Source organism: Pigmentiphaga sp. YJ18, from assembly GCF_038066655.1.
Taxonomy (GTDB): domain Bacteria; phylum Pseudomonadota; class Gammaproteobacteria; order Burkholderiales; family Burkholderiaceae_B; genus Pigmentiphaga.
In genome coordinates this window covers 1371032-1395654 of record NZ_JBBUKU010000001.1, presented here as the reverse complement: position 1 = coordinate 1395654, position 24623 = coordinate 1371032, and the positions used below count along the sequence as shown (strand labels likewise).

The window sequence follows — 24623 nt, the reverse complement described above, 5'->3', positions numbered from 1 at the left end:
GACATGGAAACGACCGCCTCCACTCCCCATCGTTCCGACACCGCCGGCCAGGCCATCGTCCTGGCCGCCGTCTGCCTGGCGGGGCTCATGATGCCGCTCAGCTTCACCGGTCCCGCCGTGGCCACCCCGGCCATCGCGCGGGACCTGGGCGGCAGCCCCATCGCCCTGGGCTGGGTCGTGAACGCCTTCGTGCTCGCGTTCGGCAGCTTCGTGCTGGCGGCCGGAACGCTGGCCGACCAGTATGGCCGCAAACGCATCTTCCGTCTGGGGGTGCTGGGCTTCACCCTGCTGTCGGCCGTGACCGCCTTCGCTCCCAGCCTGCTGGTGCTGGACCTGCTGCGCGGCGCGCAAGGCATCGCGGCGGCGATGGCGATGGCAGGCGGCGCGGCCTCGCTGGCCCAGGAGTTCGACGGTCCGGCGCGCACGCGGGCCTTCAGCCTGCTGGGCACCACCTTCGGCGTCGGCCTGGCCTTCGGCCCGCTCTGGTCGGGCCTGCTGATCGAACACTTCGGCTGGCGGGCCATCTTCCTGTCGGGCACGGGCATCGGGCTGCTGGTGCTGCTCGCCGGCGTGCCGCGGATGCGCGAAACGCGCGATCCCGGTGCGCGCGGCATCGACGCCTGGGGAACCGCGGCCTTCACCGCCGCGCTGTGTCTGCTGATCTTCGGCATCGTGACCGGGCCCCAGTACGGCTGGTCGAGTCCGGCCGTGCTCGCGCTGCTGGGCGGATCGGTTGCCCTGCTGGCCGCATTCGTCGCCGTCGAGCGGCGGCAGGTCCGGCCCATGCTGGACCTGTCGCTGTTCCGCTACCGCCGCTTCGTAGGCGTGCAATTGCTGCCGCTCGCCACGGCGGTGTGCTTCGTCGTGCTGCTGATCCTCCTGCCCATCGGGTTCATCGGCGTCGAGGGCTATTCGGAAATCCAGGCCGGCCTGATGATGATCCCGCTGTCGCTGCCTATGGCCATCGTGCCGTTCCTGGCGGGGATGCTGGCGCGCAGGTACCCGGCGGGCGCGCTGTCCGCGGCGGGCCTGGTGGTGGCTGCCGCGGGCCTGGCATGGCTGGCCGCGATACCCTTGGGGCAGCAGTCCACGGCCATCGTCTGGCCCATGCTGCTGATCGGCGTGGGTACCGGCCTGCCCTGGGGACTGATGGACGACCTGTCGGTCAGCGTGGTGCCTAAGGAACGCGCCGGCATGGCCACCGGCATCTTCTCGACCATGCGGCTCGCGGGCGAGGCGGTCGCGCTGGCGGCCGCCGCGGCGCTGCTGCTGGCCCTGACGCAGTCGGGACTGGCGCATGTCCTGCACGAGCCGGGCACAGTGGCGGCCATCCCGGCCCTGGCCAACGATATGGCGGCGGGGGCATTGGGGCATGCGGCCACGCAATTGGGCGGTGAAGGGCGGGCACTGCTGGTGGCGGTGTACGCCGAATCCTTCAGCGCCTTGCTGCGGGTCCTGGCCGCGGTGACCCTGGCCGGGGCGCTGGCCGCCTGGCTGCTGCTCCGGCCCGGCCGGGCCGGCGTGGCCGACCGCGGCCCCGCCGCTACTGGTAGCTCAACGTGAACGTGGCGATGCCCTTGACGACCCCGGGCTTGACCGTGCCGGTGGCGACGTACTGCGCCGTCAGCGGCACCTCGGCCACGCTGCCCGTGGCGCCCAGGCGCCATTGGTTCGGGTTGCCCGCGGCGGCGGAATCCGGGCCGTAGGCGACGGGCACGCCGTCGTGCAGCAGGCGCAGTTGCACGCCCTCGGCGGTGGAACCGGCCGCCGGCGTCAGCAGGTTGCCGCGGTTGCCGGGATTGGTGGCATCGGTCAACGTGACGTAGACATCCGCGCTCCGCTTGCAGTCCAGGCCGATGCGCAGGTTCGTATCGCCACGGGTCGACCCCACGCCGGCAAAGTCCCGCGTGTTGACCGGCGGCAAGGTCACGGCCACCGACGGCGTGGTGACGAGGCAGGTCCCGCTCACGATCCGCGCCCCGGGGGCGATGGTGATGTCGAAGGGAAGGAAGTTGTTGTAGCAATCGCTCATCGTGACGTAGAGACTGGGGAGCGTGATCAGCGTGCCGCCCTCCACGGGACCGGTCACCACCAGTTCGGCGGCGGCCCGCCACGTCGTGCGCGAGGAAGGCGGCACGTAGTAGTTGGTGTCGACCGGACCGAGTTCCCAGCCGCCGGCCCACCCTCGGGTGGTATAGAAGCGCACCCCGATACCGGCCACGTTGGTGCGATAGGTCTTCTCCATGCCCGGTACCAGCGTGCCGTTCACCCGCATTCGCTTCTGGACCGTGCAGGTCCTGACCCGGGTCAGGATGATGGTTTGGACGAACGCCCCCTCCTTATCCTGCAGGATGGTACCGACCGGGGGGTCGCCCTGCGGCGTATAGGACGGGCTCAGGGTGATGACATAGCTGCTCCCGCTCAAGGGAGCAGCCTGCGCGATGCCGTCGGCGCCCCGCGCGGGCGCGCCGGCCAGCGTCGCGGCACCAAGCACGGCCAGTCCCGCCGCGGCGCGTAGCGGATGGCGGATGCGGCGAAGGAAGGAATGTTTCATGGTCGCAGGGCGGTGGATACCTCGGGCATCGTGCACACCGCCTTCAAATGGAAATAGGAAAGGCTCGGCTGGCCGCGCTCGGGCAGGCGATAGTCGAGGCGGCACCGGGCGTCGGGCTGCTCGCCCCAACGGATGTCGAGCGAACCGGTGTCGGCCACGCCGCGCACCAGCGCGCGGCCGCCCTGTCCCACCAGGCCCACTTCCGCTCCGCTGGCATCCCGGACGCTGGCGCCGAAAGGCGGATGGGAGCCGTCGGGCAGCGCCACCGTCACCATCGCGGAACGGCCGGCAACGGTGGCGAAGCGCACCATGACGACCGAGTTGGCGCGCGGGGCGATCCGGGCGCGGGTGGCCGACAGCTCGACGTCCAGCGGCAAGCCCTTGGGATCGAGCTCCACGCTGTTCAGCGCATAGGGCGTCAGGTAGGGAATGACGGCATAGCCGCGTCCATCGACGCGCACGCCGGGCGCATTGGTGACACGCGCTCCCTTGGCATCCTTGGCTTCGACGATGCCCACGGTCTCGCCCAGATCGTTCGCCAGCGTCACGCCGCCGGGATGCGCGACCACCGCGCCCCGGAGCCCCATCGCATACTGCGTGTAGGACGAACCCCGGCTCAGGCTGGCCGATACCGTGCCGGCGCGCGCCCGGTACTGCACATTGCCGCCGGCCATGGCCCCGCCCTGCCCGCGGCTGGCGCTCAGGCCGTAGCTGAGCGAATTGTCTTCCAGGGCCGAGCCATTGAGGAGGGCCTGCTGCATGCTGCCGCCCGGCCCGCCGGAGGTCGACGCCAGCGACAGCATGGGCGCCTGCGGGCTGCGCCCCAAGGGCAGCGACATGCTGGCATAGATCTGGTTGCTCATGCGCCCGGTAACGCCGTCGCGCTGCCGCGACGCGGCGATGGTATAGGCCACGCTGGTGCCGAACAGACGCATGCGGTTGTTGTAGCCCGCCTGGAACTGCGTGGTGCGGCCGCCGCGATCCCAGTAGTCGCGCGACGAGCCGGACAGGTACAGGTCCCCCCACTTCTCGCCCAGGTGCTGGTTCAGCGTCAGTTGCAGTTCACTGCGCCGGCGGCCCGCCGCCAGGAAATCACGCGGGCCGTCTTCGCCCGGCGCCCGCGCCTGCAAGGCATCGCGCAGGCTGCGAAAGCCGCTGGAGGAAAACCGGTAGGCCGCCAGCGTCAGGTTGGTGAAGGTCGACGGCACGAACTTGCTGTAGCTCAGCCGCGCGCTCGACCCCGACGAACCGGCCACGCCCGCCTTGTCCAGCCGCGCCTGCGTCAGGTCCAGCGCGAACGCGCCGACGCGGGTGTTCAGGGCCAGGCCGGCCAGCCCGGACTGGTAGTCGCGCATGGCCACCGCGCCGGCATAGCCCGTGAGCAGATTGGTGAAGCCTCGCTGCACCGTGGCCTGCACCAGCATGTCCTTGCCGGTGAACAGCGCATCGCGCGCCTGGCCCACCGCCACCGAATACCGCATGGCCCCGGGACGCAGCAGTTGCGCCACCGAGGCATACGGCACGGCGAAGCTGTGGACGCGGCCGTCCGCCTCGGTGACCCTGACGGTCAGTTCGCCGCCATAACCGGTCGCGTACAGATCGTTGATCTCGAAGGGGCCTGGCGCCACCGACGTCTCGTACAGCTTGTTGCCGTTCTGGCTGACTTCCACCCGCGCGTTCGACTGGGCGATGCCCCGGATCAAGGGCGCATAGCCGCGCAGCGAACTCGGCAGCATCCGGTCGTCGCTGGCCAGCCGCACGCCCCGAAAGCCGATGCTGTCGAACATGATGCCCTCGGTGAACGCATCGCCCAGCGTCAACTGGCCGCGCAGATCCGGCAGGTCGCGCTGCAGATAAGTCGCGATGTTCTGATAGCGGTACCCGCCCGCCGATTGCCAGTTGAGCATGGAGCGCTGGCGCAGGTGCCAGTTGCCCAGGTTCAGGCCGGCCTGCAGGCCGAGGTAGGTGCTGGAACTGTCGATGGCGCCCCGGGTGCGATAAGTGTTCAGGTCATACGCCAGGGTCGCCGACGTCACGCCGCCGTCCCACGAGCGGGGATCGACATAGCCCTGCACCGAGCGACGCAACGCGGCCTGCGGCACGCTCAGGTCCAGGCGCAAGATGGACAGATCGAACGTATGCGAGGCATCGCCGATCAGGCTTCCCAGTTGCGTGCACGCGCCCTGCCCGGCGTTCCTGGCCGCGGTGCGCGCGGCGTCGGTCAGGTTCATCTGGTCCAGCAGTTCCTCGTCCACGCACGGCACCGCCTGGTCGCCGGGACCATCGAAGCGCACGAGCCGGCGGCCCAGCCAGTCGCCGTTCACATACACGTCGACCGTGTAGTCGCCGGGAACGACCCCGTCGCCACGCGCGAAACGCCCCACGTCCACCTGCTGGCCCGGCTTGCGCATCAGGAAGCGGGAGTCGAACTCGACCGGTTCGGTGGCCGCGCTGCCGGGGGCCTGCCAGGCACTCATCAAGGCCGTGGCGAGCACGCGGGGAAACACCCGGGATGCGAGCGAACGGGACCGGCGTGCCTTCATGGCTTGCCGCGATAGGTGTCCGTTACAGCGGCGCCGTAATCATTGATGGAGGTGTACCGGACCTCGGCCGGCGCGTCCGCGCCCGGCGCCTCGGTGCCGATGTCGAACTCGCCGCTGGCAAGCGGCGCGATCATCAGGCCGGCGTCATGCCGGTAGGTCTTGCCCGCCGCCTCGGCTTCGATGCGGCTGAACGTGATGTGGTAAGGGGTGGGGTTGTCGCCGCGGACGACATAGCGTCCATCCGGCTTGCGCGCGAAACTCCAGGTGACGCCCGCGGGCGCGTCCCTGACGTCCCCGGACAGGCCGCCGGGGCGGAAGAACACCTTGATCCGCGAGCGGAAAGCCAGTTGCAGCGCATTGGTACCCGTATCGGCATTGACCGGCGGCACTTCCAGCGCATTGAGCCAGAACAGCGACTCGCGATCGGTCGGCAGGGGCTCGCCCGTATGGATCAAGCGCAGCGTCTGGCCCTTGGACGGATCCAGCCTGAACAGCGGCGGCGTCAGCGTGAAGGGAGCCTTGGCCTCGTCGGGGACCGCGTTCGCGTTGCCGTCGTCCAGCCATGCCTGCACCAGCAGGGGGATGCTGCCCTGGTTGTCCAACCTGAGGGTGACTTCGCGTTCGCCGGCCGGATAGATCACCCGGGTGGCGCCAAGCACCAGCGCGGCATGGGCGGCGCCGGCGACGAGCATGCCGGCCAGGGCGGCCAGCCATTTGTGATTGCGTCGCATGGAGACTTCCCCAGCCGCCGGAAAGGCGGCTGGGGATCCTATCGGCCGATTATTGGTAGACGATGGAATAGAGCGAACGGGCGGTAACCGCGCCGGCCGTGGCCTTGTCGGTGGCGACGTATTGCGCGAAGTAGTTCAGCGTGGCCGAACCGCCCGCAACCGGCACGTACTGCAGGTTCTGGCCCGACTCCTGGGCGCCCAGGCGGATGTCGGAGTGGTCGGCGTTGAGCAGTCCCACCTGCACGTTCTTCGCCCCGTCGTTGGCGGTGTTCGTCAGACGTCCGGTCACGGCATCGACCGTCGCATCCGGCTCGAAGTACACGCCGACGTTGCCCGAATCCGGGGTGCAGTTCGTCAGGGCGATGTTGAACGGCGTGCGGCCGGCCGTCGCGCCCGCGGTCGCCAGCGCGCTGGTGGACACGGTGGGCAGGGTGACCGTGAAGTTCGGTCCGCCGCCGTTGCCACTGACCTCGCAAGTCTGGGCCGTGACCAGCCCGTTGATGGTTACGGTGCCGTCGTTGGCCTGCGCGGCGCCCGAGAAGCTGGCGGCAACGCCCAGCACAGCCGCGACAATCGCCCGATTCGCGTATTGCATGTTGACCTCTGAATGAATGGAGAAAAGCGGCGCGCCTGCGCTGCCGCGGATACGACGAACGGAAGACGATCCGTACGCCGGCACCAGGGAAAACTCTCTCTTGCCTAGCCCCCCTGATCGACGGCGAAATTCTATTCATCCATAAGATATGAGCAAGTTGGTTTCCATCTAGAAAACAGATATCGGAGTAACGAAAGCAATGAACGTATCCCTGGAGCAACTCCAGGCTTTTGTCTCGGCCGCCGACCACGGCTCGTTCTCGGCCGCCGCCCGTGCGCTGGGCAAGGCGCAATCCGCGATCAGCACGCAGATCAACAGCCTGGAGGTGGATCTGGGCGTCGAGCTGTTCCAGCGCACCGGCCGCAATCCCGTGCTGACGCCCATAGGCGAACGCCTGCTGCAGGAAGCCCGCGTGACGCTGGACCGGCGCCGGCACCTGATCGGCATCGCCGCCAGCCACGAGGCCGGAGTCGAAGGCAAGCTGGTGCTGGCCTTCGACGAGATCTTTCCCCAGAGCGCGCTGGCTCCCATCCTGGCCGACTTCGCCCGGCACTTCCCCTACGTGGAGCTGAGGATTCTTTTTCCCCTGATGGAGGACGTGGGCGCCCTGGTGTCCGCCGGCGAGGTGGACCTGGGAGTCATGTGGCGCAACGAAAGCTATCTGACCGAACTCGACTTCCGCTGCATAGGCTGGGCGCCGATCAGATTGATCTGCGGCCGGGAGCATCCCTTCGCGATGCAGCCCGAGGTCGAATACGAAGACCTCAAGCGCGCGCGCCAGATCCTCGTTTCCTCGCATCGCGGCCCGGACAGCCCCAGGCTGCGCGTCGCCTCGGACGTCTGGTGGGTGGCCAGCCACTGGGTCGCCCTGCAACTGGTCACGGCGAACATCGGCTGGGCGCTCGTATCGGCCGAAGTCATCGCCAGTTCGCCGCAAAGCGCGGACCTGGTCGTGCCGGCCCTGGGATTCGACGCGTTCACCGCCTTCCCCATCGCGATCGACATGGTGTGGCGCAAGAACCGGCCGCGCGGCCCCGCCGTGCGGTGGCTTCAACAGCGGCTGAGCGCCTCGCCCATCGCCCAGGTACGCTTCGGACGGCCGGCATCGCCCTGAGGTTTCGCGTCTCGGCTTCAGCTTCTGGCGGCTCCGCCGTAGATGAAGGATGATGGGAAGGCAATCGTGGTTCCTTCCCCCTTGTTCTTCACACGGCAGGAGACAGGCATGGAGCGAAAGCGCTTTCCGCAGGCCTCGCGGTACGTGCTGGCCGGCATGCTGGCCGCGCTGGCAACGAGCTCCCTTGCGGGGCAAGATGGCAAAGTGGACTTCGCCGGGCGGATCGTGGTGGCGGCACAGTGCCGCGCCACCGTGGACCGCGCTCCCGATGGACCGCACGCCAAGGTCGACTGCGCGCGTGACCAGGCAAAGCCCCATGCGGCCGACGCCACGCCACGGGCCGGCGCCAGGGTGCGGCCAGCGCAGGGCATCGACGGCGCCTACATCGTGGAACTGGTCTATCTCTGACCTGACGCGCCGGCCATCTGCCGTGCCTGGTCCCTGACCCAGTCCGCGAACGCCTGGACCTCAGGCCGCCGCGCGACATCCGGCCGCATCACCAGGTAATAGGCGAATCGCGCCGGCCAAGGCCGGTCCAGCGCCAGCGCGAGGCGGCCGGCGGCAATCTCGTCGCGCGCGTATTCCTGCGGCACCAGCGCCAGGCCCAGCCCGGCCTGGGCCGCGCGGATCAGCAGGTAGTCGTCCTCGAACGCCGACCCGCGCGCGGCGCGCGGGTCCTCGGCCGCGCCGTGCGCCGCCAGCCACAACGCCCAGTCCGCCCGATCGGCATCCTGCAACAGCGGATAGGCCAGGCAATCGGCCGGCTCGCGGATCGCCGCGCCCGCCGCCAGCAGTGCGGGACTGCCGACCGGCGCCAGCACCGGCGTCATCAGGCGTTCCGACAACAGCCCCGGATAGCCGCCCAGGCCGTGGCGGATGGCGATATCGACCCCATCCCGCCGCATATCGGCCAGCCCCGTCGATGCCTCGACGCGGACCTCGATGTCCGGATGGCGGGCGGTGAAGCTACCCAGCCGCGGCACCAGCCAGGACGCGGCGAAGGAAGGTACCGTGCTGAGCGTGAGTGCCTTGCGGGCGCGTTCGGTTTCCAGCGTCCGCAGGGCCTCTTCGATCTGGTCGAACGCGCCCAGCAACAAGGGATGCACCCTCGCCCCCGCGTCGGTCAGCGCCATCCCGTGATGGCTGCGCACGAACAGCGGCACGCCGACCCGCTCTTCCAACTGCCGGATCTGCTGGCTGACGGCCCCCGACGTGACGCCCAGCGATGCGGCGGCGCGCTTCATGCTGCCATGGCGTCCGACCTCCGCGAAGGCGCGCAAGGCAAGAAAGGGGAACACAGGATTCATTGGTTTAGTTTTTCTAAATCTTTGAAGCAGATCAAATCGTTTTGTTTTTGTTTTTCACTTAGGGAGAATCATGGAACCCCTTCGCTTTCCAGTTTAGCCCTTCTTCTCCATGATCGATCTCTACACCGACACCTCGCCCAACGGCTTCAAGGCCACCATCGCCCTGGAAGAACTGGCGCTGCCCTACCGCCTGCACCACGTGCGCATAGACCAGGGCGAGCACCGGCGGCCGGACTTCCTGGCGCTCAATCCGCATGGCCGCATTCCCGTCCTGACCGACGACGGCGCCGGCGTCACACTGTTCGAGTCGGCCGCCATCCTGCTCTACCTCGCCGAAAAGACCGGGCGGCTGCTGCCGCGCGACACCCTCGGGCGTTGGGAGGCGATCAAGTGGCTCCAGTTCCATGCGTCCAGCATGGGGCCCATCATCGGACAACGCGTGCATTTCGAGCTGTTCGCCCAGGAGCGCCTACCCGCTGCCGTCGCCCGCTACCAGGGCCTGACGGAAGACGTCTTCGCCGTGCTCGACACCCGCCTGGCCGGGCATCCGTATCTGGCCGGCGACGCGTACTCCATCGCCGACATCGCGACCTTCGGCTGGACGCACATCGCGCGCATCATCGACTTCGACTTCAGCCGGCACCGGCATCTGTCCGCGTGGCATGAGCGCGTGGCCGCGAGGCCGGCGGTGCGCAAGGGGGTCACGCTGCCCGCGCCGGCGACGGGGGCATGATTGCGCGCGCCAATGAAAACATCCCCGCCGAGGACACGCCAGGGCGGGGATGTCGAGGAGCCGCCCACCCATGCCGGGGTGGACGCAAGAGCTGTCAGACGTTGATCACACGTTTAAACGTTGATCGTTCGGCAAAGGGCCGTGAATGCTAGGTTTCGCGGGGAAATCGGGCCACGGGCTTTGCGGGAATCGCTGGAAGTACCCCCAGTTGTACCCCCATAGGGGTATCGGGATGATAGATCAGTCTGGATGCGGGTGCCAGCGCTGCGCCTGCCGGATAAAACGGTTATGGCGCAGACCGCATTGTTGGCTGACGCCTGGAACGGTACGCGATGAGATGCAGGGGAACGGGCCGCTGTGGCCCAGACCTTGGAGAACTCTCATGGCAGACCAGCACACCCGCCACAACTCGCTGGGGCAGGACGCCCTGTTCACTACGCCGGCCTCGCTCATGCTCGATGCCCGCCTCACACCGCTGGAGCGCAATGGCTGGCAGGTGCTGCGCATGCTGCGCTCTGCCGAGGGCATCAGCCCGCTGGCGAATCTGGGGCAGTTGCGCCGCTATCTCACCTCTACCCCGCTGGGGCAGCGGGCCGGGTACGAGACGGCCCGGCGCGTTCTCGTCGTGCTTCGGCTGACGGGGTGGATCAGTCTGGTGGGCCAGCAACGCGACCCTCTGACCAGCCATGTGCTCAGCGAGCTGTATCAGGTTCACGAAAGCGCCCTCGACTTCCAACAGGCTTGCACGCTCGATGCCTGCCTGCCCGCGCTTCTGCAATCTTCCATCGGCCACGAAAACAACCAGGTGGATCGGGTGGCCCTCCACATTCAGGCAGCGCTGGCGCAGGCATCTGAAGCCGCCTCCATTCCGACCCACGATCAGCGTCACGATGACGATGATTTTCCCCCTATGCCGCCGTCGCAGGCGAGCGAGGCAGCCGACACACTGCCATTGTCTGGCGATTCCGCTGGCAGCACGCTTGTTCGGCAACAGACCGGACACGCTCGCCACATGACGGCTGAGCAGGGCGGTACGTATAAGACGTATATGTATAAAAAAGAACGTACGTACCGCGCGCGCGAAGGCGACGGCGATCCGGCATCGCAGTCGGTGAGCTTGCCTCCTTGCCTGAGCAATGCCCAGGCAGATCAGCAAAAGGACGTGCAGGCCGCCTTACGGCGGCTGCCGCCGCAGCATCGCCAGGAAGTGCTCGACGAGTTGCAGGCACGCAGCCAGAGCGGCACCGTTCGCAATGTCGTGGCCTACTTCTTCGCCTTGGTTAAGCGCGTATTTGCGGGCGAGTTCCGCTTGTGGGCAGGTCGTAAGGAGGCGTCTGCCACCCCACGGACTGCCGAGAATCGGCCTGCAACTCCGCCGCGTACCGAAGACCGCCCTGAACCGACAGCGCAACCGGCATCGCGTGAAACCGCCCTGGCGCACATCGCCAACATCCGCAAGATCATGAACGCCTCGACGAACGCTGGGGACATCGCAGCGCAGGCAATGCAGGCCAGGGGATGGCAGCCGCATCCTGCGTAATAAGTGCTGCCGCGAAACGGGGCGTCACTGCACGCCGCAGTGACGCCCCCGCTCACGCCAGCAACAATGCGGGCGAACGCCGAATCCTATTGCGTGCGGCAGACATGATGATGGCCGCCCTACACTGACCGGGCAGTTGCCAAGACCGATGGGCTTCGTACATCGGCACCCCCAACAGCGCAGGTTCCTGCAAGCGCTGGCCCGACAGGGTGGAGCCACACCCAAGGTATGCCCAGGCTCCGACCACATACCGGTCCTACCCAGGGCAGAGCCTTATTCGTCTGTTGAACTCATCCCTATCGCGCCGCCTGGCGCACTGTCCTTCGCGGCAATTGCCTGTGCGCAACGCACGGGGCTGCCGCTGCATTTCTCATCCCACTCACTTCATAGGAGGACTCGTCCACGTTCACATCACTTTCGTCTTGCAGTACCTCCGTCCGGGCTTCCAACAGGGAGCAAGACGGATGCCTCATTCGAGGCTCTGGTGTCTCCTGAACACCCTGCCCTTGCCCTCACGGGATCTCGCCTTGACGAGCTGGCACCAACACTAACCACTGAATTTCAGGACAACGCAGTACGGCGCTTTGCTTGGAGGCCGGACGATGGACGACTTGACCTACACCCTGCGGCAGCTTTGCCAGCGCAACCGTGACGGTAGCCACGCCACCCAGGCTGACAGGCAGCGCTCGATGAGCCTGGCCGCTCGCCAACTGCGCGAAGCGGGCTTCCGCCAAATGCGCGCCAACTCGCTCAAGGGCAAGCATGTCGAAGCCCTGCTGCAACGCTGGCAAGCCGAAGGCCTGTCCGCCGGTACATTAAAGAACCGTATGGCGCATCTGCGCTGGTGGGCCGAGAAGGTTGGCAAGGCAGGCATCTTACCGGCAGACAACACCAAGCTGGGCATTCCCGAACGACGCTATGTGACCAATGAAAGCAAGGCCAAGGAACTGGATGACAGGCTGGACCGCATCACCGATCCTCAAGTTCGTATGAGCCTGCGTTTGCAAGCAGCTTTCGGTTTGCGGCGGGAAGAGTCCATCAAGTTCCAACCCCGCTATGCCGACCGTGGCGACCATATCGCCATCAAGGGATCGTGGGCAAAAGGTGGTCGTGATCGGACGGTGCCAATCACGACGCCGGAACAGCGTGCGGTATTGGATAAGGTCCATCGCCTGTCAGGCCTGGGATCATTGATTCCGTCGCACAAGACTTACATCCAGCAGCGGCATGTCTACGACGGGCAGTGCAAGGCGGCGGGCCTGAGCAACATGCACGGACTGCGGCACCGTTATGCGCAGATGCGGTATGAGGTGCTGACGGGATGGAAGGCGCCAGCAGCGGGTGGCCCTGGTAAAGCTCAGCTCAGTAGCAGTCAGAGAATGAGTGACCAACACGCTCGACAGCAGATCAGCCATGAGCTCGGGCATGAAAGGCTGAAAGTGACGTCGATCTATCTAGGTACCTGAGATTGGGTACCAACATCCCCAAGCCTCTCATGCCTCTCTCAAAGACTCGGCTCCCGGACTTTTAAATAGAAATAACTCATTGATTTGTATGATATTAAATAAAGATCTCTCTGCAGCCCTCTAATTTCTCTCTGCAATTTTCTCTGTCAGCCTCGAGCAAGGGCAGTATCGGAACCGGTGTTCACGATCACCCCACGGCGGCGCAGCCTGGTCAGCAGGCTGCTATCCAGCCCCAGCGAAACCAGGCTTTCGCCCGCGCGAGCATAGTAGTCTCCCTTCCAGGCAATCGGGATACCCTGTGGCGCAGCAGAGATCTCAAACATCAACACGCGGCCATCGGTGTGTTCCAGTTCATGGATTTCACGGAAGGTGATGCGAGGTTCCGCATTTTCCGCAACCTGCATCTTCAGCGAATGCAAGCGTTCGGATTGCAGGCGGTAGTCCGTGCCGACCGCGCGACGGGTTTTGTTGTTCACGCCGAACACCAGCCAGTCGCCATCGCTTCCGCGCAGGTTGGCTTCGTTTGCTAGCGCAGAGAAGTACTTGCCGATATCGTCGGTGCTGTAGTTATCGCCAGCCTGCTTGAATTCCACCACCTCGTTTTCCCAAGTAGCGACCAGGCTGTCCAGCCGTTGGCTCAAGTCTGGTTGGGTCATCGTTTCTCCTCTGTCCGCCTTATCACTTCGACCAAGCGTTCGACAGTGATTCCGCCTGCTTCAGCACCAGTTCGATGGCGGCATCCTCACCCACCGGCGGGTACTTCCACTTCTTCAGCGTGCGTCGCACCAGAATCCGCAGTTTGGCGCGTACGCTCTCGCGTACCTGCCAATCCACCGTGGTGCTGTTGCGCAGTTTCTCGGTGATCTCGACGGCGATCTTCTTCAAGGTATCGTCGCCCAACTCCCGCACGGCGCTTTCGTTGTTGGCCAGCGCATCGTAGAAGGCGATCTCGTCCGGATTCAGCCCCAGCGCTGCTTCACGCTCCAGCGCTGCCTGGAAGTCCTTGGCCATCTGGATCAACTCCTCGATGACCTGTGCCGTCTCCACCGCTCGGTTGTGGTACTTGCGCAAGGTTTCCAGCAGGCGGTCGCCGTACTTCTTCTCCTGCACTACGTTGTTACGCGCCCGCGCCTTGATCTCGTCACGCAACAGCTTTTCGAGCAGTTCCACCGCCAGGTTGCGGCTCTTCATCTGTCGCACGTCTTCCAGGAATTCTTCCGACAACAGGCCGATGTTGGGCTTGTCCAGGCCCGCCAGGGCGAAGATGTCCGCCACCCCGTCCGCCACGATAGCGTTGTCCAGGATCTGCTTGAGCGCACTGTTCTTGTCCGCGTCGGAACGCTTGCGATCCACCGTGGTGAACTTGACGATGGCAGCCTTGACAGCGGCGAAGAAGGCAATCTCCGTGCGCAGGGCGGCAGCTTCGTCCAGCGTGCTGCACAGGGAAAACGCCTTGCTCACGGCCAGCATGGCATCGAGGAAACGCTGTTTACCGTCCTTCAGCCCCAGGATATGGTTGGCCACCGGCACCAGCAGCTTCATCGCATCGGTTTCAAACCCACTGTAGTCGAAGCCGTACATTAGCCCGCGCACGATGTCCAACTTCTCCAGCAGCACGGCCAGGGCCTCGGCCGCGTTGTGCGCCGGGTCGCCCTTGCCCTTGGATTCGGTGTAGGTCTTGAGCGCCGCTTTCAGTTCGTTGGCAATGCCGATGTAATCCACCACCAATCCACCGGGCTTGTTGCGGAACACCCGGTTGACGCGGGCAATGGCCTGCATCAGGTTGTGGCCCTTCATGGGCTTGTCCACATACATGGTGTGGCAGCAGGGCGCGTCGAAGCCAGTGAGCCACATATCGCGCACGATCACCAGTTTCAACGGGTCTGCCGGGTCCTTGAAGCGCTTTTCAAGACGTTTCTTCACCTGCTGGCTGTACAGGTGCGGTTGCAGCAAGGGCTTGTCCGCTGCCGAGCCCGTCATGACCACCTTGATCGCACCCTTTTCCGGGTCGGCGTCGTGCCAATCCGGACGCAAGGCAACGATGGTGTTGTACAGCTCGGCGCAGATGTCGCGGCTCATGCAAACGATCATCGCCTTGCCTTCCAGCGTGGCGGTGCGCGTCTCAAAGTGCTGCACCAGATCGGCCGTCACCTGTTCCAGACGCGGCTGTGCGCCCACCAGCTTGGTCAATGCAGTCCAATCACTCTTGGTCTTCTCGCGGGCGGTGAGGTCTTCCTCGTCCTCGATGACCTCATCTACCTGGGCATTGAGGGCGTCGATCTCAGTCTGGTTCACGTCCAGCCTGGCCAAGCGGCTTTCATAGTAGATCGGCACCGTGGCGCCATCGTCCACCGCATCCTGGATGTCGTAGATGCTGACGTAGTCGCCGAACACCGCCCGTGTGTCCTTGTCTTCCAGCTCAATGGGCGTTCCGGTGAAGCCGATGAAGGTAGCGTTGGCCAGTGCATCACGCATGTGCTTGGCATAGCCGAACACGTACTTGCCGGTCTTGGTATCCAGCCGTCCCTTCATGCCGTACTGGCTGCGGTGCGCCTCGTCGGAAATCACCACGATATTGCTGCGACCCGACAGCAGGGGATGCTGTTCTTCATCTTCCAGCAGGGCGAACTTTTGCACCGTGGTGAAGATGATGCCGCCCGCCTCGCGCGAGGCCAGCATCTCGCGCAGTTCCTCGCGGCTACCCGCCTGCACCGGCGTCTGCCGGAGCAGGTCTTCGGCCGCGCAGAAGGTGCCGTACAACTGCCCGTCCAGATCGTTGCGATCGGTCACCACCACCAGCGTGGGGTTCTTCATCTCCGGCTGCTGCAACAGCTTGCCCGCGTAGCAGGCCATGGTGATGCTCTTGCCCGAGCCTTGCGTATGCCACACCACGCCGGCCTTGCGGCTGCCGGGCTGCACTTCCTTACCATAGGTGGCGCGCGGCTCCTGCACTTCCAGAAGACCCTTGTTCGGGTGGCTGGCGGCGATCACCGTGGCTTTTACCGCCTCGCGCACGGCATGGAACTGGTGGTAGCCCGCAATCTTCTTGATGATCTGATCGGCATCCTGCTCGAACAGCACGAAGTGGCGGACATAGTCCAGAAACAGCGCGGGCTCAAAGAAGCCACGCACCAGGGTTTCCAGTTCGAACTCCAGCAGCGGCCGGTCGTCCTCATTGGCAATCGCCCGCCAGGGCTGCATGCGCTCCTGGTTGGCCGTCAGCGAACCCAGGCGCGCCGTGAAGCCGTCGCTGACCACCACCGCCACGTTGGTGTTAAAGAGGTCGCCGATCTCTTCCTTGTAGGTCTGGATCTGGTTGAAGGCATCCCAGATGTCGGTCTGCTCGTTGGCCGGGTTCTTCAGCTCGATCACCGCCAGCGGCAGGCCGTTGACGAAGGCCACCAGATCGGGACGGCGCGGCTGCTTGGTGCCGGCCACGGTGAATTGGCTAACCAGCAGGAAGTCATTGTTGCGTGGGTTGGCGAAGTCGATCAGGTTGACCAGGTCGGTGCGCTTTTCCTCGCCTTCGGAGAACTCGACGGGGATGCCGGACAGCAGCAGCCGATGCACGCGGCGGTTGCGGGCGATCAGCAGCGGCTCGCTGACCGTCAGAAGCTCGTGTGCCGCCTGCTCCAGCGCCGCGGCGGGAACATGGAGGTTGATGCGGGATAGCGCCGCCAGCAGGCGTTCTCGCAGTACGGTCTGGCGATAGTCAGTACGGGCAGGGCTGTCGCCATCCGGCGCAATGTCCGGACCATTGACGTATTGCCAGCCCAGTTCGCCAAACCAGCCGATGGCGGCGTCTTCGAGTTGTTGTTCATTTACGCTCACAGCGCATCACCCTTCATATACTTATGCAGCAATAAGTAAATTGTTTACTTCCTCTTAAGCTCTCTTGGAAGAAAGGCATCTATTTCCTCATCAGAGAAAGTCATATCCTCAAGCTCTTTTAGGGCCTTTTGAGCTTCGATGTAAGCTTTATAATTTGTACTGGGCGCACCGGTATAAACAGCATGCAAATCTTCGGCAAGCTGGTCTCTTTGCGAACGAATTTCATCAAGCGATGCCACTGCTAAGCGGAGATCCGTCAAAAGGGAAAGATACTTCTCACGGATAATCCATAGATCAGCCCCTGCTTGTCTATGTTTTTGGGCAATTTCACCAAGATCATAGTCCTTGGTATAGGAATTAAGGACGAGCAATACCGTGGAAAGTACAACGGCAACAAATGTTCCACACTTCTTGTACTCAGCCAGTGCACTGAAATCAAAAAGAGCAGCTATCAAACCGCCCGTAACTAGAGCCGAAAGAATAATTTGGCAGAGTTTTATTTGCTTGTGACGCTCAAATAATATGTCCGCACATTTCTCGTGTGTTTTATGGGAGTAAACCACGCGTCCGTAGCACTCACGCAATTGCCCTTCTAGAATTTTTTCATTGTCAGTCATAGTCGCTTCCATCTGCTACGATTGGAACATGAATTCTATCCTTGGCAACCACAGTCTCATTTTCGACGAGATAGCACTCAACGATATGATCTCCTCGAAAGTTACTGCTTTCCTCTTTTGTTCGCCACCCGCCATCGAGCGTAATTTGCCCACGAACGCAGTCACGCCGGCGTGCCTCGTCGCCCCTATTTAGGACTTTCCAGTAGATTAGAAATGGGCCGTTAATCTGCGGCAGTTCAGATACCCAGAACTTCAGCTTCTTGTCTGATCTTAGCGGGATTTTTAGCCCCAACATATTGCGGAGAAGGAATTTTCGAAATCCGCGCTGCATCACTTCGCAATCAATTTTTAGTTGATAGCGTATATCAACCTGAAATTTATCTTCAATAAATTCCTCGGTATCTTTCCAGGTTTGTGCAGCGCTGGCTTCAGCCAATTTTTTCTGTGCAGCAGGAAATGGGCGACCATAAACCGCCTTCCATTTCTCGTTGGCGCTTTCTTTTCCTTCAGCCTCTATGGCTTTCAGGCAAAGTTCGTAGGCCTTCTTGGCCCGCCGTTGGAACTTCTTTTTGACTTTTACCCGCTGCCGACTGCCCGGCGCGGCATATTCGCTTTGGTCTGGAAGTTCAGAGATATACTTGAAAAAATCTCGACTTAGCCAGTCGTAGTAAAGGTAGCTTTTTTCGTCATAGTCCGAGGTCGAATTCAGAAAGTTATAAGCTAACGTATCGATCAACAATCCACCGATACCAATACCGTGTTTGTTTTTCCAGGCACGCACCATCTTGCACAAACGACGCAGATTTGAGTTCTTGACTGCATCCAGGTTGGCAACCGCATCCATTTCCTCTCTTGGCTTGGTGACCTTCCAGCTCCCGCCATTTTTGGTATCAGGATACTTGTAGCTCTTGTCATCCTGCTCAAAAACAGGCTGCACTTCGACATGAAAGTTCGTGTAGGTCACTGTTACCACTAGGCGATCAACTCGAACTTTCGTTGACGGATAGCGTTTGAGAATCGCATCTTTTGTGTCTTGCAAAAGTTTTAACTGCCCACCAACCTTGTCATAATCATCCCATTTGGTCTTGGGCATGATGTAGAGCATGTCCAAGTCGGAGATTCCGTTAATACCGGTTCTTCTACCAAATGAGCCAACCTGAAGCGTATTGGCCGTCTTTGATTCTGTATCCCGGAATTGTTTGTTGAGTGCAGCAGTTAATTCACCGTAGCGCATGCTTATGGCTTCAGCATTGCTTATCGCCAAATTACCAATGAACTCCGAGAACATTTCTGCAACACTCATTTCCCTACCCTCTTCATTTCAGAATCCGCAACAGACAAATCACCAGAGAGAAGCTTGGGAAGAAGGGTGTCGCGAAGTTCAGATAGCTGTTTCGATTCTAGATTGATACTTTCAATGTACGAGTAGAATGTGCACACCTTTTTTGAGAAGGCTTTCCTCAGATCCAAGGGCGCGCAAGGAAATTTCCAGCCAGCAATTGCTTCCTTGTCCCCTCTTGGCATTTTTGCCCCTTTTGACGTGCGCATCATGAACTCGAAAAAAATATCCTGATAGAGCAAGTTGTACAGAAACTCTTGGCAGCCGTCTTCCTTCGCCTCGAAACAGAGCACATCATTTGATCGCCCTCCGTCAAAACGGGCTAACCATATTTTCTTAAAATATGGCCTGATGTTGGAAACTAGAACATTTCCACTCTCGAAAGTCGGCACGGTAGCGACTGCTGGGAGGGACGACGCATGACTTATGCCGCCCCGGTTTTCCAGCATATTTTCTGTGGAAATATAGTTCTCAACAGTCAGAGAAGACACTTCAATCTTACCCGTTGTAAAGGGCGCTATATTAGAGACGGATTTAATTCCCCACCCCTTCGGAATCTCCCACAATTCCGACTCTTCCATTGCATCGGAAAATAGCGCGGCGGTGGCGGCGAGTTGGTCGTGGTGCTCGCGGGGCATCTGGTCGAGTTCGGCGTCGGTCTTGCCGCTGATGGCGCGCATGGCGGCGCGCAGCGGGTCTTGGCCTTGTTCGATGGCTGCGATCTTGGCCTTGACCGGGTCGAAATCGACAAACCAGGATTTGAAGATGGCTTGTGCCATGGCTTCGAGGGTTTGGCTGATACGGCGGTTGAGGTCGATCTTGTCGTCAAGTCCGCTGAGTATATTTGTGATGGCACACATGACCTCTCGGTCTTTTGGCACTCTGATAGGAAACTCTCGCAAAGCCCCTAAGGGAACATAAGCCTGAGTTGTGCCTCTTGAATGCTGACGAATTAGTGTTTGTGTTTGAGGGCTCGTTAAATAGTAATAAAGCCATCGGCCATCCAATTCGTTTTTTGTTTTAAAAAGGCCAATGTTTTTTATTGCGAAATCTGGCTCATCCTTCACAAGGCATGGCTCACCTACTGTGCCAATCATTGAAATTAGCACATCCCATCTATCAACCTTGCTCCTCTTGTTAATTGCATCAAAATCATCATTTGAAATTAGGTAGGCATTCGATAAGTCGATTTTCCCTCCGATGATATGACGCGACGTAATCAAGTACCGTCCTTTTTCAACTGGCTTTGGCGAGTCGTGCGTGCCGTCTCGCACTGAGGTGCAGAAGTCATTTGCCGTAACTTCAGTCCACATCACGGGCCTCCATTGGCAATTCATAACCCAACCCCGCCAAATTCTTCCTGATCTCCGCTTCCAGCTTCTCACTCTCCGCAAACTGCTCGGCCAGTTGCGCCGTCAGCCGCTGCATCTTCTCGGCAAAGGGCTCGCCGTCTTCTTCCTGCTCCGCCGCGCCCACGTAGCGCCCGGGCGTCAGTACATGCTCGTGCTTGCGCACATCGTCCAGCTTGGCGGAATGGCAAAAGCCCGGTACATCTTCATAGCCCTCGCCCTGCTGCCAGGTATGGAAGGTATCGGCGATTTTCTGGATGTCGTCCAGGGTAAAGTCACGCAGCACGCGGTCCTTCATATAGCCCAACTGGCGAGCGTCGATGAACAGGAGTTCGCCGCTCCGGTCGCGCTTCTTCTTGTCCAGCGCAAAGCCGTTCTGCTTGTCCCGGGTCAGGAACCAGATGCAGGCCGGGATCTGGGTATTGGTGAACAACTGGCCGGGCAGCGCGACCATGCACTCCACGTAGTCGTCTTCGACCAGCCGCTTGCGGATTTCGCCTTCATTGTTGGTGTTGGAGCTCATGGAGCCGTTGGCCAGCAGCAGCGCCATGCTGCCGGTGGGCGCTAGGTGCCAGAGCATGTGCTGCAACCAGGCGAAGTTGGCATTGCCCTGTGGCGGTGTGCCGGCGATCCAGCGCGGGTCGGCGGCCAGTTTTTCGTTCCACCATTCCTTCATGTTGAAGGGTGGGTTGGCCATGACGAAGTCGGCACGCAGGTCCGGGTGCAGGTCGTTCAGCAGGGTGTCTGCCGGGCCGCTGCCGAAATTGAAGTCAATGCCGCGGATGGCCATGTTCATGGCTGCCAGCCGCCAGGTGGTGGGATTGCTCTCTTGCCCGTAGACGCTGATCTGCCCGCTCTTGCCGTTGGCGGCCTTGCCGCCGTGCTGTTCGATGAACTCCTCGCTCTGCACGAAGAAGCCGCCGGAGCCCATGGCCGGGTCATAGACGCGGCCTTTGAAGGGCTGGAGCATTTCCACGATCAGGGTGACGATGCTCTTGGGCGTGTAGTACTGGCCGCCCTTCTTGCCTTCGGCCAGCGCGAACTGGCCGAGAAAGTATTCGTAGACGTGGCCGAGGATATCCTTGGATTTCAGGTTCAGCGGCTGGCCCTTGTATTCCTTGGCACTGAAGTCGGTATCCGAGAAGTGGCTGATCAGCCCGGCCAGCTTGCTGGAGTCGAGCTGCACGCGGGCGAAGTCCTTGTTGAGTACGTTCTTCAGCCGGGCGTTCTCGCGCTCGACGGCCTCCATGGCGTTGTCGATCAGCCAGCCAACCGAGCGCATTTCCTCCGGCTCGTCCTTGCCCGGCTTGTTCCACGGCAGCGCCGCCTTGGGCGGTAGTTGCGCGCAATCGCGCAGGGTTTGCCAGCGCGCTTCGACCGGCACCCAGAACACGTTCTTCTCGGTGTAGTAGTCGCGGATTTCGAGCTCGGCGGCGATGTTTTCTTCGTACTCCTGGGTGCCTGCGCCGCCGTATTCGTCCGGATCCATGTAGTAGTCATGATCCGGGTTGGTGAACTGCTCGCGCAGTTCGCGCTGCCGTTCTTCGAAGGCATCGGAGACGTACTTGAGGAAGATCAGCCCGAGCACGACGTGCTTGTACACAGCGGCGTCGAGGTTGGAGCGCAGCTTGTCTGCGGCAGTCCAGAGCTTCTTTTCCAGGTCGTTGAAGAATTGTTGTTCGATCGGTCTCATGTCTTTGTCCCGTGTTGCATTCTGTTGACCTTCCTTAGGAGCCTCGTTGGCTTGCCGCTTAATAGCTCCTGCTGGTGCGGTGCCGGGTTTGGGCAAAGACGAAGCACCCTCGGTCAAGGCAACTGAGCCGCCGCGCCCTCGTCCAGGACGGATGCGACCGTCGTCGATCAGTTGCTGCTTGACGCGTTGGTAAATACTGTCCTGCCAGCCCAACGCTTCAAGCAGGCGTTGATTGCCCGCGCTGCCGCCAAGGGAACCCAATGTTGCGATGAATTGCTCGATCTGTTGTTCTACGGGAGTCACTTGCTGATCCTATGGCATCAGGCAGGCCAGTACAGCCGCTTCAGCGGCACAATTCGTTTGGTTTCGGCGTCGGTAGCGTCGTAGTGCTCGATCAACGCGCGCACCACGTGATCCAGCGTCCACATCGCCAGCGGGATGGAGGCGCGGTCTGCTTCGTACAGGGCGTCCTTACTGAAACCACCCGTGCTGACATACAGCCCTCGATCATCCTTGTGGCGGCCGCCGAGGAAGCTACGGATTTCCTGACTGCCCATTTGGCCCTTGCGGTGCTTGACCTCCACGACGATGCGCGGGTGTTCGAAGCCAAATCCGTCCGGCGAAGCCACGATGTCTTTGCCCCGATCCGAGCCGGGTGGCGAGACTTGGGTCTTGTAGCCCATGGCGCGCAGAATGCCGGCGACCAACTGCTGCATGTCGTCCCAGTCGAGTTCGTTGACCCGATCCTTGATGCGTTCGAGCGCCTGAGACTCGATGTCGGCCAGTGGGTCAGCGATGACATCCTCTGTTTCATCTTCCACGGCCGGCGCCGGTTTACCCTTCAGCGCCGCCAACACTTCAGCTGCCGCGCTGGACGGCACCTCGAACAGGGTCAAGGTCGAACCCAGGCTGTTCTTTGTGCTGGTGCCCAAGCTGTCGCGCAGTAGTTCCTGAGTTTGCCACTGCACCTTGCGCGTCAGTGGCATGCCTTGCTCGGCCCACTCTGGGTGATGCTCGGCTGGTCCTGTGATCTTGCCGATCGAATACAGGCGATTGGCTGGCGAATAGGTGATGACCCAGTCGCCATCCTGGATGTCGTTAACGAAACGCCAGACCTGCGATGCACCCGATACCACTGTGCCTTGCTTTGCCTGTGGCTCGACAGACTGGTACAGGGCGATTAGCTGCTTGCGTCCGACACCGGGTTTGGCATGGGCTGCCAATTGATTCCAGCCCACAGCAGCTACGCCGCGTTCTCGGAAGGCGTCATACAAGCTTCCGCCTTCGCCTCGCACCATCCACATGCGTGCCATTGCATTCCCTCTCTTATTCGTAGCCATCAATCCAGCACCACCAGAAACTCAGTCGCCAGCGCTGTCGGCTGAACATCCCGAACATTGCGTCGCAGCGATACCAGGCCGTAATTGGCCATCATTCTCAGAGTGCGTGACAGGTTCGGCACCTTGCGGCCGCTGAGTTCGGCAAGTTCGGTCAGGGACTTGGGTTGTTTGTCATGGATCAGGCGCAGCAGGTGGCGGTTGTCGTCCGACAGCACCGCTGCCAGTGATGCCAAGGATGGAAACCAGATGCTGGGAACCTCACCTCCTTGCGGAGGAGGCGAACTATCTGGTTGTCGAACACCGACAATGCAGCGTTTCATGTTCACAAGCCCAAAGACACGTTAACTTACAACAATATCAGTCCCTGATAAGCACTGTTTGGCGAACCAGGAAAACTTGTCGCGCCCCGCGAGGAAATGGGGTAATTCAACAAAAATTACCCCAATACTCTCAAGCGATTACCCCATTTCCAACGCTCCGCACGCGGCAAGGGCAAATGGCAAGGGAACGGCACTCAAGGGACAACGGCCCTATCCAGAAAAGGAAAAGGCCGCCCTATCCATTCGTTCTGCAACACCTAGCCAACTCTTCCCTACGCCGTGCCGCTGCCCTCCGCAGCACTCAGGTAGTCCGCCCAGTCCTGCAACAGCGTCCTTGTCTGATCCAGCAGCAGCGCCTTGTTGTACGTCGCCCGCACCTTGTTGCTTTCCACGTGGGCAAGCTGCCGCTCAATTGCATCAGGCCGGTATCCGTTCTCATTGGCCCAAGTTGAAAAGGTCGTCCGCCAGCAATGCGGCGTCGTGCCCCGGTCCAGGTTCATATCACGAGTCGGTTGGGTGTAGTAAAGCCCTTGCCGCTCCGGTGCGGGAACAGATAGCGTCTACCATCCGTGATGCACTGCAAATCCTTCAGCACGACAATGGCCTGTACAGATAGCGGGCTGACATGGTCGCGCCGCGCCTTCATCTTCGCGGCAGGCCGACGCCACAGCGCATCCTCAAAGTCGAACTCATCCCACTCAGCATCCGCCGCTTCCCCTGGACGGCAGGCGGTCAGCGCAATCAGCCGCAACCACAACGAAGTTTCGGATAGCCCCGGTAGCCGCGCAACTCCTGATAGAACTTCTGGATTTGCTCTCGCGTCATCGCCGCCTTGCTCTCGCTGAACGGCACGCGTAGCAGCCCGCGCAGGCTCGGAATTGGATTTGCCTCGACCAGACCACGCACCACCGCGAACTCGAAGATGGCCGAAAGATCGCCTTTGACGTGAATGGCCGCCCACGCGCCATGAGCTTTGCACTCCTCCAGCAGCGGGCGGATCTGCTTCACACCGATGTCGCTCATCGGCATCCCATCGAACTTGGGCGACAGGTACTTCCTGATGCGGGATTCTTTCGTGCGGTAGGAACTCTGTGCAAAGACTGGCTTGATCTCCGCCAGGTAAGCCTGCGCCACCTTGGCGAACGAGCTTTCCTTTGCGCGCTTGCGTTCCTCCAGCGCCTCCAGGTTGCGCTGCTTGATCTGTTGCCGCTCATGGGCAGGAGGATGCCTTGCTTGACCAAAGCTCGCGCCTTCTCGCGGGCCGCGCGCGCCTCCGCAAGGCTTACTTGAGGAAAGCCGCCAATGGCAAAGTGGTTCTCCTTGCCTTGCAGGCGGTACTTCCACCGCCAGAGCTTGCCGCCGGTGGGCTTGACCAGCAGGAACAGGCCCCCGCCGTCTGAAAGTTTCCAATCTCGATCAGTCGATTTGGCCGACCTGACCTTGGTGTCGGTGAGTAGGTTTTCGGCATCGTTGGACTCCACTGCGGGGAAAAGTACCCCCACGGTTGAACACGAGTACCCCCAACGCTACTCCCGAATTTTTCAGACCTCG

The 24623-nt window shown here is 61.9% G+C and carries 23 protein-coding genes; 6 read left to right on the top strand and 17 right to left on the bottom strand.

Translation table 11 applies throughout. The features are described 5' to 3' along the window. Positions 1-3: 3 nt before the first annotated feature. Positions 4-1563 carry an MFS transporter gene (locus WKR98_RS06815; RefSeq protein WP_341432438.1) on the top strand — a complete coding sequence of 520 codons (1560 nt, stop codon included), beginning with the start codon at positions 4-6 and terminating at the stop codon, positions 1561-1563. Here the strand turns inward: WKR98_RS06815 and WKR98_RS06810 are convergent. From WKR98_RS06810 to WKR98_RS06795, 4 genes are read right to left on the bottom strand one after another with little or no spacing between them, the layout of a single operon-like run. Then, complete coding sequence (locus WKR98_RS06810; protein WP_341432437.1) at positions 1544-2554, bottom strand: fimbrial protein; 1011 nt, start codon at positions 2552-2554, stop codon at positions 1544-1546. The two genes, WKR98_RS06815 and WKR98_RS06810, sit on opposite strands and share 20 nt — an antisense overlap. Beyond that, positions 2551-5097 carry a fimbria/pilus outer membrane usher protein gene (locus WKR98_RS06805; RefSeq protein ID WP_341432436.1) on the bottom strand — a complete coding sequence of 849 codons (2547 nt, stop codon included), beginning with the start codon at positions 5095-5097 and terminating at the stop codon, positions 2551-2553. The genes WKR98_RS06810 and WKR98_RS06805 overlap by 4 nt, the downstream gene beginning before the upstream one ends. Then, entirely contained in the window at positions 5094-5828 is a 735-nt protein-coding gene (locus WKR98_RS06800) for a fimbria/pilus periplasmic chaperone (protein WP_341432435.1), read from the bottom strand. The genes WKR98_RS06805 and WKR98_RS06800 overlap by 4 nt, the downstream gene beginning before the upstream one ends. A gap of 49 nt (positions 5829-5877) precedes the next feature. Continuing rightward, positions 5878-6423 (bottom strand): fimbrial protein, encoded by a 546-nt coding sequence (locus WKR98_RS06795; RefSeq protein ID WP_124687413.1) that lies wholly within the window; start codon positions 6421-6423, stop codon positions 5878-5880. 199 nt (positions 6424-6622) lie between these two features. On the opposite strand from WKR98_RS06795, the gene WKR98_RS06790 reads away from it, so the two are divergent. Further along, positions 6623-7537: a LysR family transcriptional regulator gene (locus tag WKR98_RS06790; RefSeq protein WP_124687412.1), complete on the top strand. Its 915-nt coding sequence runs from the start codon at positions 6623-6625 to the stop codon at positions 7535-7537. 108 nt (positions 7538-7645) lie between these two features. Then, positions 7646-7945 (top strand): hypothetical protein, encoded by a 300-nt coding sequence (locus tag WKR98_RS06785; RefSeq protein WP_341432434.1) that lies wholly within the window; start codon positions 7646-7648, stop codon positions 7943-7945. On the opposite strand, the gene WKR98_RS06780 is transcribed toward WKR98_RS06785, so the two are convergent. Continuing rightward, complete coding sequence (locus WKR98_RS06780; RefSeq protein ID WP_341432433.1) at positions 7936-8844, bottom strand: LysR substrate-binding domain-containing protein; 909 nt, start codon at positions 8842-8844, stop codon at positions 7936-7938. The two genes, WKR98_RS06785 and WKR98_RS06780, sit on opposite strands and share 10 nt — an antisense overlap. A gap of 109 nt (positions 8845-8953) precedes the next feature. Between WKR98_RS06780 and WKR98_RS06775 the strand changes: the two genes are divergently transcribed. The 3 genes from WKR98_RS06775 (at position 8954) to WKR98_RS06765 (ending at position 12583) form a co-directional block, all read left to right on the top strand. Continuing rightward, positions 8954-9577, top strand: coding sequence for a glutathione S-transferase family protein (locus tag WKR98_RS06775; RefSeq protein ID WP_341432432.1), 624 nt, complete (start codon positions 8954-8956; stop codon positions 9575-9577). Positions 9578-9959: 382 nt separating this feature from the next. Further along, positions 9960-11117, top strand: a complete 1158-nt coding sequence (locus WKR98_RS06770; RefSeq protein WP_341432430.1) for an STY4528 family pathogenicity island replication protein — start codon at positions 9960-9962, stop codon at positions 11115-11117. 602 nt (positions 11118-11719) lie between these two features. Further along, complete coding sequence (locus WKR98_RS06765; protein WP_054445901.1) at positions 11720-12583, top strand: phage integrase N-terminal domain-containing protein; 864 nt, start codon at positions 11720-11722, stop codon at positions 12581-12583. A 146-nt stretch (positions 12584-12729) separates the two neighbouring features. On the opposite strand, the gene WKR98_RS06760 is transcribed toward WKR98_RS06765, so the two are convergent. The 12 genes from WKR98_RS06760 to WKR98_RS29230 all read right to left on the bottom strand — a co-directional run bounded on the left by WKR98_RS06760 (position 12730) and on the right by WKR98_RS29230 (position 24553). Next, on the bottom strand, positions 12730-13239 hold the full coding sequence (locus WKR98_RS06760) for an ATP-binding protein (protein WP_223203247.1): 510 nt from the start codon (positions 13237-13239) through the stop codon (positions 12730-12732). A 22-nt stretch (positions 13240-13261) separates the two neighbouring features. After that, complete coding sequence (locus tag WKR98_RS06755; RefSeq protein WP_341432429.1) at positions 13262-16414, bottom strand: type I restriction endonuclease subunit R; 3153 nt, start codon at positions 16412-16414, stop codon at positions 13262-13264. Positions 16415-16458: 44 nt separating this feature from the next. Further along, a complete protein-coding gene (locus tag WKR98_RS06750; RefSeq protein ID WP_071536034.1) occupies positions 16459-17031 on the bottom strand; it encodes an SLATT domain-containing protein in 573 nt (190 codons plus the stop codon). After that, a complete protein-coding gene (locus tag WKR98_RS06745) occupies positions 17024-18334 on the bottom strand; it encodes a nucleotide-binding domain-containing protein (protein ID WP_341432427.1) in 1311 nt (436 codons plus the stop codon). Before WKR98_RS06745 ends, WKR98_RS06750 begins: the two co-directional genes overlap by 8 nt. Continuing rightward, positions 18331-19683, bottom strand: coding sequence for a restriction endonuclease subunit S (locus tag WKR98_RS06740; RefSeq protein ID WP_341432426.1), 1353 nt, complete (start codon positions 19681-19683; stop codon positions 18331-18333). The genes WKR98_RS06745 and WKR98_RS06740 overlap by 4 nt, the downstream gene beginning before the upstream one ends. Then, positions 19673-21412, bottom strand: a complete 1740-nt coding sequence (locus tag WKR98_RS06735; RefSeq protein WP_054445910.1) for a class I SAM-dependent DNA methyltransferase — start codon at positions 21410-21412, stop codon at positions 19673-19675. The genes WKR98_RS06740 and WKR98_RS06735 overlap by 11 nt, the downstream gene beginning before the upstream one ends. A gap of 320 nt (positions 21413-21732) precedes the next feature. Further along, positions 21733-22725 carry a restriction endonuclease gene (locus WKR98_RS06730; RefSeq protein WP_054445911.1) on the bottom strand — a complete coding sequence of 331 codons (993 nt, stop codon included), beginning with the start codon at positions 22723-22725 and terminating at the stop codon, positions 21733-21735. Between the two features lie 26 nt (positions 22726-22751). Next, on the bottom strand, positions 22752-23072 hold the full coding sequence (locus tag WKR98_RS06725) for an HVO_A0114 family putative DNA-binding protein (protein ID WP_054445990.1): 321 nt from the start codon (positions 23070-23072) through the stop codon (positions 22752-22754). A 272-nt stretch (positions 23073-23344) separates the two neighbouring features. After that, positions 23345-23572 carry a tyrosine-type recombinase/integrase gene (locus WKR98_RS29245; protein ID WP_445936076.1) on the bottom strand — a complete coding sequence of 76 codons (228 nt, stop codon included), beginning with the start codon at positions 23570-23572 and terminating at the stop codon, positions 23345-23347. Beyond that, entirely contained in the window at positions 23569-23829 is a 261-nt protein-coding gene (locus tag WKR98_RS29240; RefSeq protein ID WP_445936075.1) for a tyrosine-type recombinase/integrase, read from the bottom strand. Before WKR98_RS29240 ends, WKR98_RS29245 begins: the two co-directional genes overlap by 4 nt. Continuing rightward, complete coding sequence (locus tag WKR98_RS29235) at positions 23814-24206, bottom strand: tyrosine-type recombinase/integrase (protein ID WP_445936074.1); 393 nt, start codon at positions 24204-24206, stop codon at positions 23814-23816. Before WKR98_RS29235 ends, WKR98_RS29240 begins: the two co-directional genes overlap by 16 nt. Then, positions 24092-24553: an Arm DNA-binding domain-containing protein gene (locus WKR98_RS29230; RefSeq protein ID WP_445936073.1), complete on the bottom strand. Its 462-nt coding sequence runs from the start codon at positions 24551-24553 to the stop codon at positions 24092-24094. The genes WKR98_RS29235 and WKR98_RS29230 overlap by 115 nt, the downstream gene beginning before the upstream one ends. Positions 24554-24623: the final 70 nt, after the last annotated feature.

What these genes read in the sequence shown, in the direction of transcription:
- WKR98_RS06815 (WP_341432438.1), top strand. Translation starts at nt 4, where the DNA reads ATGGAAACGACCGCCTCCACTCCCCATCGTTCCGACACCGCCGGCCAG.
- WKR98_RS06810 (WP_341432437.1), bottom strand. Translation starts at nt 2,554, where the DNA reads ATGAAACATTCCTTCCTTCGCCGCATCCGCCATCCGCTACGCGCCGCG.
- WKR98_RS06805 (WP_341432436.1), bottom strand. Translation starts at nt 5,097, where the DNA reads ATGAAGGCACGCCGGTCCCGTTCGCTCGCATCCCGGGTGTTTCCCCGC.
- WKR98_RS06800 (WP_341432435.1), bottom strand. Translation starts at nt 5,828, where the DNA reads ATGCGACGCAATCACAAATGGCTGGCCGCCCTGGCCGGCATGCTCGTC.
- WKR98_RS06795 (WP_124687413.1), bottom strand. Translation starts at nt 6,423, where the DNA reads ATGCAATACGCGAATCGGGCGATTGTCGCGGCTGTGCTGGGCGTTGCC.
- WKR98_RS06790 (WP_124687412.1), top strand. Translation starts at nt 6,623, where the DNA reads ATGAACGTATCCCTGGAGCAACTCCAGGCTTTTGTCTCGGCCGCCGAC.
- WKR98_RS06785 (WP_341432434.1), top strand. Translation starts at nt 7,646, where the DNA reads ATGGAGCGAAAGCGCTTTCCGCAGGCCTCGCGGTACGTGCTGGCCGGC.
- WKR98_RS06780 (WP_341432433.1), bottom strand. Translation starts at nt 8,844, where the DNA reads ATGAATCCTGTGTTCCCCTTTCTTGCCTTGCGCGCCTTCGCGGAGGTC.
- WKR98_RS06775 (WP_341432432.1), top strand. Translation starts at nt 8,954, where the DNA reads ATGATCGATCTCTACACCGACACCTCGCCCAACGGCTTCAAGGCCACC.
- WKR98_RS06770 (WP_341432430.1), top strand. Translation starts at nt 9,960, where the DNA reads ATGGCAGACCAGCACACCCGCCACAACTCGCTGGGGCAGGACGCCCTG.
- WKR98_RS06765 (WP_054445901.1), top strand. Translation starts at nt 11,720, where the DNA reads ATGGACGACTTGACCTACACCCTGCGGCAGCTTTGCCAGCGCAACCGT.
- WKR98_RS06760 (WP_223203247.1), bottom strand. Translation starts at nt 13,239, where the DNA reads ATGACCCAACCAGACTTGAGCCAACGGCTGGACAGCCTGGTCGCTACT.
- WKR98_RS06750 (WP_071536034.1), bottom strand. Translation starts at nt 17,031, where the DNA reads ATGACTGACAATGAAAAAATTCTAGAAGGGCAATTGCGTGAGTGCTAC.
- WKR98_RS06745 (WP_341432427.1), bottom strand. Translation starts at nt 18,334, where the DNA reads ATGAGTGTTGCAGAAATGTTCTCGGAGTTCATTGGTAATTTGGCGATA.
- WKR98_RS06740 (WP_341432426.1), bottom strand. Translation starts at nt 19,683, where the DNA reads ATGTGGACTGAAGTTACGGCAAATGACTTCTGCACCTCAGTGCGAGAC.
- WKR98_RS06735 (WP_054445910.1), bottom strand. Translation starts at nt 21,412, where the DNA reads ATGAGACCGATCGAACAACAATTCTTCAACGACCTGGAAAAGAAGCTC.
- WKR98_RS06730 (WP_054445911.1), bottom strand. Translation starts at nt 22,725, where the DNA reads ATGGCACGCATGTGGATGGTGCGAGGCGAAGGCGGAAGCTTGTATGAC.
- WKR98_RS06725 (WP_054445990.1), bottom strand. Translation starts at nt 23,072, where the DNA reads ATGAAACGCTGCATTGTCGGTGTTCGACAACCAGATAGTTCGCCTCCT.
- WKR98_RS29245 (WP_445936076.1), bottom strand. Translation starts at nt 23,572, where the DNA reads ATGAACCTGGACCGGGGCACGACGCCGCATTGCTGGCGGACGACCTTT.